Origin of the sequence: uncultured Maritalea sp. (genome assembly GCF_937139385.1) — a bacterium.
GTDB classification, from domain to species: domain Bacteria; phylum Pseudomonadota; class Alphaproteobacteria; order Rhizobiales; family Devosiaceae; genus Maritalea; species Maritalea porphyrae_A.
Genome location: NZ_CAKZPW010000317.1, coordinates 1 through 14,075, shown reverse-complemented (window position 1 = coordinate 14,075; position 14,075 = coordinate 1). Strand labels below are relative to the sequence as shown.

The following is a 14,075-nucleotide window of genomic DNA, read 5'->3' as shown; positions in this document are numbered from 1 at the left end:
GGCCGGCAGGGCATGACGTACCACTTCGCCTACGCGCAATTGTCTTTGTGAAGGAAGTTTTCCGCCGCTCATGTTTTTTGCCTTTTAGTGGCTAGCCGCTGATTTGTTGATCGTGGCCAAAAGGGCCGCGCCCACCAAAAGCGTTGTGCCAGATATTTTGTTGATCCAATGTGCCGCGCCGCGTTTGGCCAAACTAGAGCCCGCGCGCTGAGCGATGAATGCATAAGCCACTACGGTGGAATAATCAAGTATGACAAAACTTGTCGCCATCAAGATGAATTGAGGCAACAAGGGTTGGCTTGGGTCGATGAACTGGGGGAAGAATGCGGCGAAAAATGCTATGGCCTTTGGGCTGGTGATGGCCACCACAAAGCCTTGGCGCATGTGCCACCAATTCGATTTGCGTGGCAAATGCTTGACCGCACCCGTTTGAAAGGTTGTTTTGGACCGAATGGTTTTGATGCCCAACCAGACCAAATAGAGAATACCTATGATTTTAAGGGCCGAAAACGCGGTTGCCGATGTGGCCAAGATCAACCCAAGACCCGTTGCGGCAAGCGCCATTTGAATGACATTGGCGCACACGTCGCCAAGCGCTGTGAATAACACACGACGCCATCCGTATCCTAACGAGTGCGACACGCCCAGAAGGACCGAGGGACCCGGCGTAAGGACCAAAATGATAACAGCAAGGATGAAAGCAAAATAAAGGGTTGGGTCCATTGGATTGGCTTTACTTGATGGTGACGTTTTAAGAACTTACGCCCAAAACAAACATGGCGCCAGAAGGCGCCATGAGAAAAATTTGAAATGCGGTCTAAGATTAGAGCGTGCGCTCGATCTCTTCGACGCGATAACATTCGATAACATCGCCTGCGCGCATGTCTTCGTATTTTTCGAACGCCATGCCGCATTCTTGACCAGAATGCACGTCTTTAACTTCGTCCTTGAAGCGTTTAAGCGTTGAAAGCTTGCCTTCATGGATCACCACATCGTCACGGATCAAACGGACGCCTGCGCCACGTTCCACCATGCCGTCAGTAACCTGACAACCTGCCACACGACCAACTTTGGTAATGTTGAACACTTCCAAAATTTTCGCATTGCCCAGGAATGTTTCGCGTACCTCTGGGGCCAATAGACCAGACATGGCCGCTTTCACATCGTCCACGAGATCGTAGATAATGTTGTAATAGCGGATTTCGACGCCTTCGCGCGCCGCTGCTTCACGGGCTTGCTTGTTTGCGCGGGTGTTGAAACCAAACACAACAGCGTTTGAAGCAGCTGCCAAGGTCACATCACTCTCAGTGATACCACCTACGCCACCGATCAAGACCTGAGCCGACACTTCGTCAGTGCCCAGTTTTTCCAATGCGCCGATAATGGCTTCAACAGAACCTTGTACGTCGCCTTTGATCACCAATGGGATCTTGGCCAAGTCTTCAGTTTTGAGCTGGTTCATCATCTGCTCGAGCGATGTTACACCACCACCAGCAGATTTTTCACGTTTTGCGCGTTGACGATATTCGGTAATCTCACGCGCTCTTGCTTCATGTTCCACAACACCAATCAAGTCGCCCGCTTCTGGCACGCCAGCAAATCCAAGCACTTCAACCGGAATTGAAGGACCGGCTGTTTTCACTTGCTCGCCCTTATCGTTGATCAAGGCACGAACTTTAGCCCACTGTGAACCCGCAACCACAATATCGCCAACGGCCAATTCGCCGTTTTGAACCAAAACAGTTGCTACCGCACCGCGACCTTTGTCGAGTTTGGCTTCAATCACAATACCTTGAGCTCGGCCTTTTGGATTGGCTTTGAGTTCCAAGATTTCCGACTGCAAGACGATCGCATCAAGGATGCCTTCAAGGTTCTGCTTTTTCATCGCAGACACTTCAACGTCCAAAATATCGCCGCCCATGGTTTCAACAAACACTTCATGTTGAAGCAATTCGTTGCGCACACGGCTTGGATCAGCTTCATGCTTATCCATTTTGTTGATCGCAACGATAATCGGCACACCGGCCGCTTTAGCGTGTTTGATCGATTCAATGGTTTGCGGCATCACGCCATCGTCTGCTGCTACCACCAAAATCGCAATATCGGTGGCTTGAGCCCCCCGTGCGCGCATGGCAGTAAAAGCTTCGTGGCCTGGTGTGTCCAAGAAGGTGATATTGTGGCCATCACGCTCAACTTGGTAAGCACCAATATGCTGGGTGATACCCCCGGCTTCACCAGAAACCACATTGGCTTCGCGGATCGCATCAAGCAATGATGTTTTGCCGTGGTCAACGTGACCCATGATCGTCACAACTGGTGCCCGTGGTGCCAAATCTTCTGGATTGCGAGCGGCTTCGTCGTCAAACACGCCCGTTTCAACATCAGCTTCGGCAACACGTTTGACGGTGTGGCCCAACTCTGTCGCAATCAACTCGGCTGTATCTGCGTCAAGCACATCGTTGATGGTGACCATTTGGTCTTGGCTCATCATGAACTTTATCACGTCAACCGCACGTTCTGCCATCCGAATTGACAATTCCTGTACGGTAATTGCCTCTGGAATGGTCACTTCACGTGAGATTTTTTCTTTAGGAGTCTGCGGGCCTTTGCCACGTTGTTTGGCACGACGACGCTTCATGGCTGCCAAAGAGTGACCGCGATCGCGTTCACTATCACCACGGGTCGCCGTTGTAACGGTTAGACGTGTTTGACGGCGATCATCGGTGGTCGCTTTTTTGCTTGGTTGAGGTTTTGCAGCCCGCTTGGCGCGCTCCAACTCATCTTCGCGCACCAACGGTTTTTTGCGCGCAAGCTGATCAGGATTTTTAGAAATCGCACGTTCAGTTGGCGGCGCTGGCGGCTCTGCAGCCACTGGATCAGCTTTTGGCGCTGGTTTTGTTTTGGCTTTAGCTGGTTTTGCAGTTTTTGCTTTTGCCGCTTCAGCTTCTTCGCGCTGACGTTCAAGACGTTCAGCTTCCAAACGCGCGGCTTCTGCAGCTTCTGCCCGCTCTGCGGCCTCGCGATCTGCTTTGCGTTGCGCAGCTTCGTCAATACGGCGCTGTTCTGCTTCAACTTGAGCGCGACGTTCTTCGTCTGCGCGTGCAGCAGCTGCCCGCAAAGCACGTTCGCGCTTTTCAGATTCTGAATTGGTTAGGCCAGTATTTGCTGGTTCTTGACGACGCCCACCCTGTCCAGGGCGATTGTTGCGGTTGCCATCTTGCCGGCGCGGTTGTTGGCGCTGACCTGTTGGACGACCAGCAGTGCCACCTTCACTTGCCTTTGGACGAGGCGCAGCACCTGAAGAAGGTGCTGTGAAAGTGCGGCTGCGTTTTTCAACCACGACGGTCCGAGAAGACCGACCGCCACCTGGACGCCCGCCACCTGCAGGTCCGCCCTTAAGCGAAAGGGTCTTTTTGTCCCCATCACCTGGTGTTGCATCTGATCTTTTATCGTTGTCACTCATATATTCGCCACTCATCCATTAGTTTTCGCCACATAGCGTACAAGCCTTTTGTACCGCTCAATGGCCGAATTTGCTGCCGCGCCGCCTACCAGCGCTGCATGTATCACATTTTTACCGCCAAATGCCAAACTCAATTGTTCGCCACCTAGTAGGTCGATATGTGGCAAGGTGTCTTCGAGTTCTAAAACCCGCACCAATTGCAACATTTTGCGTCGACCATCGTCGCTTGCATCGCTCGCTGTTATCAGCGCGCGTGCTTTATCTGATTCCAAGGCACTGCGAACTTTTGCAGAACCCATTACAAAGAACCCGCCTTTGCGGGCCAATTGCAAAGCACCGATCAGCTGGTTTTCCAAGTGCTTTTGGGTCAAACCCGCTAGATCGTCTGGCAATTTGACCGGCATCTTCAGACCCCGGGCAAATGCTTTTTTGCTCTGTGCATCCGCAACAGCTTGAGCTGTTGCGGTTACCCATACGCCTCGACCGCCTGCTTTTCCAGTCACATCTGGAAAAATTTGGTCATCAGGCCCAACAACGAACCGAATGAGCTCGGTTTTTGGCAAAATTGCCTTCGTCACGCAACATTCACGTGTCGCAATTTGCTTATTTGCTGCCATTGAGCCTTTGTTGCACCTTTAAGTTCTTGCTTATTCAGCGGGTGAAGTTGGATCTTGAGAAACGGCAACCGCCTCTGCTTCATCTTCAACAGCTTCTTCAGCAATTGTTTCGTTAGCACCATCTAGTGCTTCTTCTTCGCCTTCTTCAGCGGACAAATCATCAAGCGTGACCCAACCCGCTTTCAGGCGAGCACTCATGATCATTTCTTCCGCTTCTTCACGGCTCACTGGGAATTCACTAAATGTGCCTTCAAAGCGTTTGACTTCACCGTCTTTTTTCTCGGTCCAGCCCACTAGATCGTCTGCGGCGCAACCAGCGAAATCTTCGATGTTCTTAATTTCTTCTTTGCCCAAAGCGACCAACATGGCCCCTGTAATGCCTGGGATCTCATAAAGCTCATCTTCAACGCCGAGTTTTTTGCGCTCTTCATCGCGCTCACGCTCAGCTTGCTCAAGATATTCAGCCGCACGGGCTTGAATTTCAGCAGCTGTCGTTTCGTCAAACCCTTCGATTGAAGCAATTTCAATTGGCTCAACATAGGCAACTTCTTCAAGGGAAGAGAAGCCTTCGGATGCGAGCAATTGGGCAACCATCTCGTCAACATTCATCGCGTTCATGAACAGTTCTGAGCGTTCAACGAATTCTTTTTGACGACGCTCGGATTCTTCTTGCTCGGTAAGGATATCAATATCCCAACCAATCAATTGCGATGCGAGGCGGACATTTTGGCCACGACGGCCAATGGCCAAAGACAATTGCTCGTCTGGCACAACAACCTCAATGCGCTCTGCTTGCTCATCAAGCACAACTTTGACCACCTCGGCGGGCTGCAAAGCTGATACCACAAGATCAGGCAAAGTTTCGGTCCAAGGAATAATGTCGATTTTTTCGCCTTGCAACTCGTTTACAACGGCTTGCACGCGCGAACCGCGCATACCCACACAAGCACCAACTGGATCGATCGAAGAATCATTAGACACCACAGCGATTTTCGCGCGGCTGCCTGGATCACGAGCGATCGAGCGGATATTGATGACGCCGTCATAAATCTCTGGCACTTCTTGCATGAACAATTTGGCCATAAATTGTGGGTGCGTACGTGACAAGAAAATCTGTGGGCCACGTTGTTCTTGGCGCACATCATGAATGTATGCCCGAACCCGATCGCCATAGCGGAATGTTTCACGTGGGATCAATTCGTCGCGACGAATAATGGCTTCGCCCCGACCAAGATCGACAATCACATTGCCATATTCAACACGTTTAACTGTACCGTTGATGACTTCACCAAGGCGATCCTTGAACTCATCATACATGCGCTCGCGCTCAGCATCACGCACTTTTTGCACGATAACTTGTTTCGCAGATTGCGCAGCAATGCGACCAAATTCAATTGGGGGCAAAGGTTCGGTAATGAAATCGCTCAGCTTAGCGTCTGCGTTGCGCAGTTTCGCTTCTTCCAGCGAAATCTGGCGGCTATATTCTTCAACCTCTTCAACAACTTCGAGCAAGCGCCACATGCGCAATTCGCCGGTTGAGGGATTAATTTCAGCCCGAATTTCAGTTTCTGCGCCATAGCGTGAGCGGGCCGCTTTTTGAATAGCGTCCTGCATCGCTTCGATGACGATCATGCGATCAATTGACTTCTCGCGCGCAACAGCATCCGCGATTTGCAATAGTTCGAGCCTATTTGCACTGACAGCCATGTCTCATTCTCCTTGATAGGGAACTTGGGACGCCTTTTAAGCGTCCCCATCATTCTCGCCAGACTCTTGGGTCTGATCAATTTCAGTTTCAATTTCTGGGTCGTTCAATGGGCTCGCCAGCTCTTGGCGCGCGCGGGCTTCATCGAGCAACTTATCTGTCATCACCAATTTGGCGTCTGCCAAATTTTCGATTTCAATGCGGTACAGGTCTTCTTGACCTTCTGGAATATCGGGCAACCGCACCAAAACTTCAGATCCCTCAACACCTTCAATGGTGCCGCGATAGCGCCGGCGGCCATTGACCATATTTTGGATCTCAATCTTTGCTTCATGGCCGACCCATTGTTCAAAATCGGAGAGGCGTACAAGCGGGCGATCAATACCAGGAGAAGAAACCTCTAGGTGATATTCGCGGCTGATCGGATCTTCTACATCAAGAATTGGTGAAATCTCTTTTGAAAACTTCTCACAATCGGTGATGTTGAAGTCACCATGGGCATCTTCGGCCATGATCTGCAACGTGCAGCCATTGTCTTGGGTTAGGCGAACACGCACAAGGCGATATCCCATATCAAGAGCTACCGGCTCAAGGATCGCTGAAACGCGTTGTTCCTGGCCAGCTTCGCGGCAATATCGTTGCTCATTTAAGTCTAGTTCGACGTGCATTGGACCCATTTGGTATTAAAAAAGAGCGGGGCCTGCTGGCACCCACTCTCATATTCGATTTGAGATTTTGCACGTTATATACTGCCAATATCCACTATTTGCAAGCGGTTTGGGCTATTTGTGGCAGCTCTTTGTCGTCAGTTGACTTCCATCAACGATATTTGGTGCAAGGTATCGTCTTATGCTGCAGCAAAACTGGGGAAGCGCCGCCATGTTAAAGACAGTCATTTTGTCTATTCTTTTGTTTTTGAGCATTTCAGCAATGGCCTTTGGTATGTTTGCGCTGTGGCTCAACTTTAGCGATGAGAGAAACCTTGAAACGGTCAATTTGCGCATATGGAATGAGATCGACCCAGCACGTGGCACATATGACCCTTTGATGGTGGCGCATCTGCCTGCACCTGTGCAGCGCTACTTCAATTTTATGATTGCGCCCGATGCTCAACTTAGAACCATCAATCGGATTGAAATGGTGGGCGAATTTGGATTGGGGGACGCTAATGAGCATAGCTATTATCCTTTTACCGCAACGCAGTATAACGCGGCCCCAACTGGTTTCACCTGGGCGCTAAAGACCTATGACACAGCCATGTCGATGAATGGCAGCGACATGGTATGGGATGAGCAAAGCTGGACAAAATTTTGGTTGCTGGGTGTCCTCCCCGTTGCGCGCGCTGGTGGGGATGAGGACTATTTGCGCTCTGGCGTTGGGCGTATGGTGGTTGAAATGGCAGCCTGGTCGCCCGTTTCCCTATTGCCTCAATTTGGCGTTGAATGGGAAGAGCTTGGGGATGATGTGATCCGCGCGAAAGTGAACGCTTTGGGCTTTGACCAAATTGTCGATATCAAAATTGATACGCGTGGCGCCCCCATCGAGTTCTTGATCCCCAGATGGAGCAACGCGAACCCCGAGCAAACTTTTAAATTGCAGCCGTTCGGGGGCATTGCCCATGCTTATGCAACGTATGATGGGATCACGATTGTGAGTGATGTTGAAGCGGGCAACCATTTTGGGACACCCGACTATTTCGCGTTCTTCAAAGCGAAAGTTACAGCGCTTGAGTATCAGCCTGCACGTTGAACCCTATCTGCGGATAAAGCTGAAATAAAACGAAATGTCTCGCCCCTCTTTGCGGGCTTTTTCTTCATAGCGGGTTGATTGCCAACCGGCCCAGGGCTGATGCCAAGAACCCGCTTCCGCTTGGGGCCAGTAAAATTCATCATGGCGCAACACTTGGCCAAGGGCCCAAGTTGCATAATCTTCAATGTCTGTTGCCACGCGAAATTCTGCACCCGGCTTTAAAATACGGGCCAAGGCGCTTAGGGTCACCGAATTGATAAAGCGGCGTTTATGATGACGTTTTTTGGGCCAAGGGTCGGGATAGAGCAAATAGGCACCATCAAACGAGGCCTGTGGCAACGCCTTCAAAAGATGCAAAGCATCGTCTGTGAAAAGCTTGACGTTTTTGAGCTGATCATCATCAATCGCCGCCAACATTTTGCCGATGCCGCCGATAAACGGTTCGCAACCTATATAGTTTGCGTCTCTATTCTCGCGCGCTTGCCGGGCAAGGTGTTCACCGCCGCCATAGCCGATTTCAATGAAATTGCGGGGCGCAGGCTGCTCAAACACTTGAGTAAGCGGCAAGGGCCCTTCACCCAATTCAAGCTTGACCTTGGGCAGCAATTGATCGGCCAGTTTTTGCTGGGTCGGATGGAGCTTATGGGCTGAACGGCGGCCAAAAAAGGCCTTTCGTTCAGCCTCTAGGCCATATTCTTTTTTGCGCAAATGCGAGGTAGAAGCGGGCGCCATAAATTAAGTCAATTCCGACCGGATTGCTTCGCCCAAGTTGGTACGCTCCCAAGAAAAACCACCATCATTTGTGGGGTTACGTCCAAAATGACCGTAGGCCGCTGTGCGTTCATAAATTGGTTTGTTCAACTGCAAAGCTTCACGGATGCCACGGGGGGACAGGTCCATCACTTTGTTGAGCACTTGACCCAATTTGTCTTCGTTTACAGAACCGGTGCCGAATGTATCGACAAAGATCGACAAGGGTTTGGACACCCCAATTGCATAAGAAAGCTGGATCACGCATTTTTTGGCCAAGCCCGCCGCGACAACATTTTTCGCCAAATAGCGCGCAGCATAGGCCGCAGAGCGGTCAACTTTTGTGGGGTCTTTACCGGAAAAAGCGCCGCCACCGTGGGGGGCTGCACCGCCATATGTGTCCACAATGATTTTGCGGCCCGTAAGTCCCGCATCTCCATCAGGTCCACCAATGACAAAGGCACCAGTTGGGTTGACGTAAAAATCGTCTTCTTCGCACATCCAGCCATCTGGCAGCGCGTTAATAACGAAGGGGCGCACTATTTCACGCACTTCTTGTTGGCTGACGCCCTCCATGTGCTGGGTTGAAACAACAACAGAGGTGGTGCCAACTGGTTTGCCATCTTCATATTTCAATGTCACTTGGCTTTTGGCGTCTGGCGCCAATTGTGGCACTTCGCCGGCGTGGCGTGCGGTGGCCATGGTGCGCAAGATTTTATGGGCATATTGAATGGGCGCTGGCATTAGTTCTGGGGTTTCATCGGTCGCAAAACCAAACATGATGCCCTGATCGCCTGCCCCTTCATCTTTACTGGCAGAGGCATCAACACCTTGAGCGATCTCTGCTGATTGCTCATGTACATAAACATCAACATCGCAGGTTTCCCAATGGAAGCCTTCTTGTTCATAGCCAATATTTTTGATGCATTCGCGGGCAATAGCTTCCATGGCCGCTTTGTCAATTGAGTCTGGGCCGCGCACTTCGCCCGCCAACACAACTTTGTTGGTTGTGGCCAATGTTTCAACAGCAACGCGTGAATAAGGATCCGCAGTTAGAAATGCATCAAGCACAGCGTCCGAAATACGATCGCAGATTTTGTCTGGATGACCCTCTGACACAGATTCAGAAGTAAAAAGATATGACGAATTTGCCACAAGCAAAGCCTTTCATTCAGGGCTTGAACTACGCGGTTCGCGCAGAAGTTTGACCCTAGAGATATTCTTTGACCTGCATAATTGCAACATGGATATAAAGAATTCGTTATATCAAATGGAATTCACCTAGCTTTTTCGCGCAAATGGGGGGCAGCCATTTGATCCGCAATATCCAGCAGCGCGTTTTTGGCCACTGAGGTGGGGATGGCATCAAAGGCACTGAGCAACCTTTGCTCTTGCGATGAGAGGGAGGAAAAAGATGACTGCGCACTTTCGCCAAATCCCTGACCTGCCGATTCGGCATAGAAATCGCCAGGCGATCCGCCAAGCAGTTCCGCAATCATGGCCAAACGCGACGCTGGAATGCGGTTGGCGCCTGTTTCGTATTTTTGGACCTGTTGATAGGTAATCCCAAGCGCTTGGGCGAGTTTTTTCATCGACATGGCACAGGCTTTGCGTCTTAAGCGCACCTGTTGGCCAACATGTTGATCTACTTGGTCCGGCTGTCGTGGGCGGGGGATGGACACGTTAATTCTCCCAATTGCGACGCCATCTATTCCTTAAAAAGGTGGAAATCAATATAGCGCCAATAATCAAATAAAATATGATGTGACGATATTGCGAAAACAATGTTTTCTCAAGCCTTTGCGGCAAATTTGCGTTCAAGACAAGCGCTTCATCCATTGGCAACGATGCGGTGATCCGCCCGAAGGCATCCACAATGGCCGTGCGCCCAGTGTTGGCGACGCGGACCAAGGGCAAACCTTCTTCTAACGCGCGCATGCGGGCATGTTCAAAATGCTGAGCGGGACCAATGGTGCCTTGAAACCATGCATCATTGGTGAGATTTAAGATCCAGTCTGCTTGATCAATGGCACTGCCCATCCCACCTGAAAAAATAACTTCATAACAAATCAGGGGCAAGAACGCTGGCGTGCCCAACGGCCTTAGCGCCTGATTTGGCTTCTCTCCATGCACAAAACTGTCAGACGCGGACACCATTTCCTTGATGCCCATGAGGGACAAAAGGGGTTTGAACGGCACATACTCCCCAAAAGGGACCAAGCGGTATTTATCGTATGTGGCGTTGATTTCGCCTTGATCGCTAAACGCGAGAATGGAGTTTAGGATCCCCTCTTGTGTTTGCCCAAGACCGGTTAGATCGACGTTCTTGCGGGCCGCCCCGGCGATCAATTTTGTGCCATTTGGCAATAGCCGCGCGATGCGCGCCAAGGCATCTGGCCGCTCAGACACCAAAAATGGGAATACCGATTCGGGCCAAATAAGGTGCGTGGCGGCAATCAAACCGGGATCATTTGGGGTGCTGCGTTCGGCGGAAAGGGACAAAAGCGTTTCAAAAATCGGCTGCGCGTTTTCCGGCTTCCATTTTTCCACTTGGGCGATATTGGGCTGCACCAAGCGCAAACGCACGTCATCTCGATAAAGGGTGGGATTGGCGCCAAGCTGGTAATGTCCAAAACCAAAGAGCAAAGCCAAAAGAGCAAGTCCGCCAAGCGTTGGCGCAAACCGTGCCATTTTTGATTGATCCAGATGGGGCCAAATGGTGGCGGGGGCCATGGCCACAATCATCACCAAAAGGCTGAGACCATAAATGCCGACCACTGAGCCAAATTGCATGGTTTGATCTGAAATGCTTAGGGCATATCCGGGCAAGTTCCACGGAAATCCTGTAAAGAGGTGACCACGCAAAAACTCTGTTAGGGACAAAATGGCCGCGAGGGCGAAGATCCGTTGGCCATAATCAGACCACATCAGATGCGCCGCGGCGGTGCCAAATCCCCAAAAGATGGCCAGAACGGCAGGCAAGCCGAAAAGCCCTAGCGGCAACGCCCATAAAAACAGATCTGGTTCCACAAAGAACGCGCCCGCCATCCAGTGCAAAGAGAGCGTGAAATAACCAAAGCCAAAGGCCCAGCCGATGCGAAAGGCGGGGCCAAATAGCTTTTGCCGCACGCTCAATTGTGTTTCCACCCCATCGAGCAACCACACCAAAATTGGGTAGGCGACAAAAAGGGCCGGAAAAATAAACAGCGGCGGCATCGACAAAGCTGCAAAAGCCCCGGCAAGAAATGCGACAGCTAAACGCTGCCAGCCGTGCGCCAACAAGCACCATTGTGCGAAATTATCCAGCATGAAACGGGGCTACCTATCTACCAAATCAGTTCGCTACATTGCTCACGCTTGAAGGCGGTTTCGTCAAGGCCAAGTTGACCAAAGCGGCAAAATCGCTCTTATTCGGCCGCGGTTTTTGTGCCGTCGGCTTGTGTGCTGCTTTCAATTTTGAGTTTGCGTGGCCGTTGGCGCAAGTTTCTCTTGCGACGGGTCACTTTGATGGTTTTGACCCGACGTGGATCGGCTTGAATAATCTCAAATTCGAAATCGCGTAGTTTTGAAATAACTTCGCCACGTACCGGTACGCGATCAAGCATAGAGGTGACTAATCCGCCCAAAGTATCCACATCTTCGGCATGTTCGCCAGGCACAAAATCTGGCCCTAGAGCCACAGACAAATCATCAAGCTCACAGCGTGCATCTACCACGAAGGTGTTCTCATCTATCTGGCTGATTTGAATGTCTTCGGCTTCATCGTGTTCATCTTCGATGTCGCCTACAACTTCTTCAATCAGGTCTTCAATGGTCACCAAACCGTCAGTGCCGCCATATTCGTCCACAACAATCGCCATGTGGATGCGAGTCGCTTGCATGGATTGCAATAGATTGCCAACCGGCATTGCAGGGGGCACATAAAGAACTTCGCGCACAAGCGCCGCGTTGGCGAGTTTTGCGCGCAATGTGCCTGTTTTCAGTTTTTCGGGATGCGCCTTTTTGTCTTTTGTTTCTTGAGGTTCTGATAGGCTCAGCAGCAAATCTTTGATGTGGACCATACCCACAATATTGTCGAGCGTATCGTCGTACACGGGCAAACGAGAGTGCCCAGCCTCACGAAAGCGTGCAATCAAAACAGCAACGCTGTCATCAACCTCGGTCGCTTCAATATCGGCGCGGTTGACCATGACGTCTTCAACGCGAATTTGGGAAAGATTTAAGACGTTTTGAATGAGTGCCCGCTCACCATCCGAAAAAGCGGCGTCAAAGCCATTTGCGGTGGAATCTTCCAGCGCCTCTTGTAAATCTTGGCGCAGGGTCGGGGCGCGAAAAGCCAATTTTGCTCGGATTTTACCCCAAAAAGATAGCTTGCGATCAGAGGATTGCTTGTCATCGGTATTTGGGTTTTTTGTGTTCGCACTGTCGTCATTTTGACGATGCGGCCGTTGCGCCGCGGCGATGGGTTGGTCTTTGTCGTTCATTGCGTTGCGGCCAATGGCCGGTTTTACCCCTTAGGAAAGTTCAATGTTCTAGCGCCATTTCGGCATATGGATCGCCGATTTCAAGAGCGCTAAGTATATCGCGCTCCAATTGTTCCATTTTTTCAGCGTCTTCGCTGGTGAGATGATCATAACCTAAAATGTGCAAAAATCCATGCACACAAAGGTGTGAGACGTGATCAGAAAAGCTTTTACCCTCTAGCTGCGCCTCTTTTGCAACGGTTTCATAGGCCAAGGATATGTCGCCAATAAGGCCGCACACGGGCGCAAAAGGTTCAATTTGTGGGAAAGAAAGCACATTGGTGGTGGATTGTTTTTCCCGCCACTGGGCATTTAGTTCATGTTGGTGGACGTCATTGGTCAATAAAACCGATAGTTCTGTCGGGCCGGCTGGCACGATTTGAAGATGATCGATGGCAGCCGCGACAGCGCGCAAAATCACATCTTCCAAGTCCGGCGACCACATGTCGTCTTGGACCAGCACATCAATTTCAATTTGAAAATCAGACAATGGCTTATACCAAAGCACACCCTATTTGGATGCGGCTATGGCCTTTTTTTCAGCTTTATCATAGGCGCGAATAATCCGGGCGACCAATTCATGGCGCACCACATCTTTATCGGTGAAGCGGGTCACATGAATGCCTTGTACACCAGCCAAAAAGTCCAAGGCTTCAACCAAGCCGCTTCGGACGCCACGTGGCAAATCCACTTGCGAGGGGTCACCGGTGATGATCATTTTCGAGTTTTCACCCAAACGGGTCAAAAACATCTTCATTTGCTGGGTTGTGGTGTTTTGCGCTTCGTCCAAAATTACAAGGGCGTTAGACAATGTGCGCCCCCGCATAAAGGCCAATGGTGCCACTTCAATCGTGTGGTTTTCAATGCAGCGATCAACAATTTCAGGCTGCATCATATCATAAAGCGCATCATATAGCGGGCGCAGGTATGGATCGACCTTATCTTTCATGTCACCGGGCAAAAAGCCCAAATGCTCGCCCGCCTCAACCGCTGGGCGTGACAAGATAATGCGCGAGATATCACCACGCTCAAGCAAGGTTGCCGCATATGCCACCGCAAGATACGTTTTACCTGTACCTGCCGGGCCAACGCCGAATACCAGTTCGGTGCGGTCCATGGCGCGAATATAGCCGTCTTGGGCAGGAGAACGCGCCACAATTGTTGATTTTCGCGTGGCGATTTGTGCCATGCGGACCCGGCCTTTTTTCTCAAAGGTGGGCAAAGTCAGTTGGCTATCTTCTGTGATGATCATGCGAATAACGCCATCG

General features: G+C 50.8%; 13 protein-coding genes. 1 reads left to right on the top strand and 12 read right to left on the bottom strand.

The genetic code is table 11. From position 1 onward, the window contains the following. Window positions 1–84 precede the first annotated feature (84 nt). From Q0231_RS13085 to rimP, 5 genes are all read right to left on the bottom strand, one after another. Window positions 85–723, bottom strand: a complete 639-nt coding sequence (locus tag Q0231_RS13085; RefSeq protein ID WP_269393320.1) for a LysE family translocator — start codon at window positions 721–723, stop codon at window positions 85–87. Window positions 724–823: 100 nt separating this feature from the next. Beyond that, a complete protein-coding gene (gene infB / locus Q0231_RS13080; RefSeq protein ID WP_269393321.1) occupies window positions 824–3,463 on the bottom strand; it encodes a translation initiation factor IF-2 in 2,640 nt (879 codons plus the stop codon). An 11-nt stretch (window positions 3,464–3,474) separates the two neighbouring features. After that, on the bottom strand, window positions 3,475–4,080 hold the full coding sequence (locus Q0231_RS13075) for an RNA-binding protein (protein WP_269393322.1): 606 nt from the start codon (window positions 4,078–4,080) through the stop codon (window positions 3,475–3,477). Between the two features lie 30 nt (window positions 4,081–4,110). Continuing rightward, window positions 4,111–5,787 carry a transcription termination factor NusA gene (gene nusA / locus Q0231_RS13070; protein WP_299348020.1) on the bottom strand — a complete coding sequence of 559 codons (1,677 nt, stop codon included), beginning with the start codon at window positions 5,785–5,787 and terminating at the stop codon, window positions 4,111–4,113. Between the two features lie 36 nt (window positions 5,788–5,823). Then, window positions 5,824–6,453: a ribosome maturation factor RimP gene (rimP, locus tag Q0231_RS13065; RefSeq protein ID WP_299348018.1), complete on the bottom strand. Its 630-nt coding sequence runs from the start codon at window positions 6,451–6,453 to the stop codon at window positions 5,824–5,826. Window positions 6,454–6,664: 211 nt separating this feature from the next. Between rimP and Q0231_RS13060 the strand changes: the two genes are divergently transcribed. Beyond that, entirely contained in the window at window positions 6,665–7,534 is an 870-nt protein-coding gene (locus Q0231_RS13060) for a DUF6544 family protein (protein WP_299348016.1), read from the top strand. A gap of 3 nt (window positions 7,535–7,537) precedes the next feature. Here Q0231_RS13060 and Q0231_RS13055 read toward each other — a convergent pair whose 3' ends face one another. The 7 genes from Q0231_RS13055 to Q0231_RS13025 form a co-directional block, all read right to left on the bottom strand. Continuing rightward, window positions 7,538–8,266 (bottom strand): tRNA (guanine(46)-N(7))-methyltransferase TrmB, encoded by a 729-nt coding sequence (locus tag Q0231_RS13055; RefSeq protein ID WP_299348014.1) that lies wholly within the window; start codon window positions 8,264–8,266, stop codon window positions 7,538–7,540. 3 nt (window positions 8,267–8,269) lie between these two features. After that, the gene (gene metK / locus Q0231_RS13050; protein WP_269393327.1) at window positions 8,270–9,439 is read right to left on the bottom strand and encodes a methionine adenosyltransferase; all 1,170 of its coding nucleotides are present in this window, start codon (window positions 9,437–9,439) and stop codon (window positions 8,270–8,272) included. Window positions 9,440–9,561: 122 nt separating this feature from the next. Then, window positions 9,562–9,966 carry a helix-turn-helix transcriptional regulator gene (locus Q0231_RS13045; protein WP_269393328.1) on the bottom strand — a complete coding sequence of 135 codons (405 nt, stop codon included), beginning with the start codon at window positions 9,964–9,966 and terminating at the stop codon, window positions 9,562–9,564. A 1-nt stretch (window position 9,967) separates the two neighbouring features. Next, window positions 9,968–11,593 (bottom strand): apolipoprotein N-acyltransferase, encoded by a 1,626-nt coding sequence (lnt, locus tag Q0231_RS13040; RefSeq protein ID WP_299348012.1) that lies wholly within the window; start codon window positions 11,591–11,593, stop codon window positions 9,968–9,970. A 98-nt stretch (window positions 11,594–11,691) separates the two neighbouring features. Beyond that, window positions 11,692–12,768, bottom strand: a complete 1,077-nt coding sequence (locus Q0231_RS13035; RefSeq protein WP_269393330.1) for a hemolysin family protein — start codon at window positions 12,766–12,768, stop codon at window positions 11,692–11,694. 40 nt (window positions 12,769–12,808) lie between these two features. Further along, window positions 12,809–13,297: an rRNA maturation RNase YbeY gene (gene ybeY / locus Q0231_RS13030; RefSeq protein WP_299348011.1), complete on the bottom strand. Its 489-nt coding sequence runs from the start codon at window positions 13,295–13,297 to the stop codon at window positions 12,809–12,811. A gap of 21 nt (window positions 13,298–13,318) precedes the next feature. Next, the coding region (locus Q0231_RS13025; RefSeq protein ID WP_299348009.1) for a PhoH family protein at window positions 13,319–14,075 on the bottom strand (757 nt) is incomplete at its 5' end.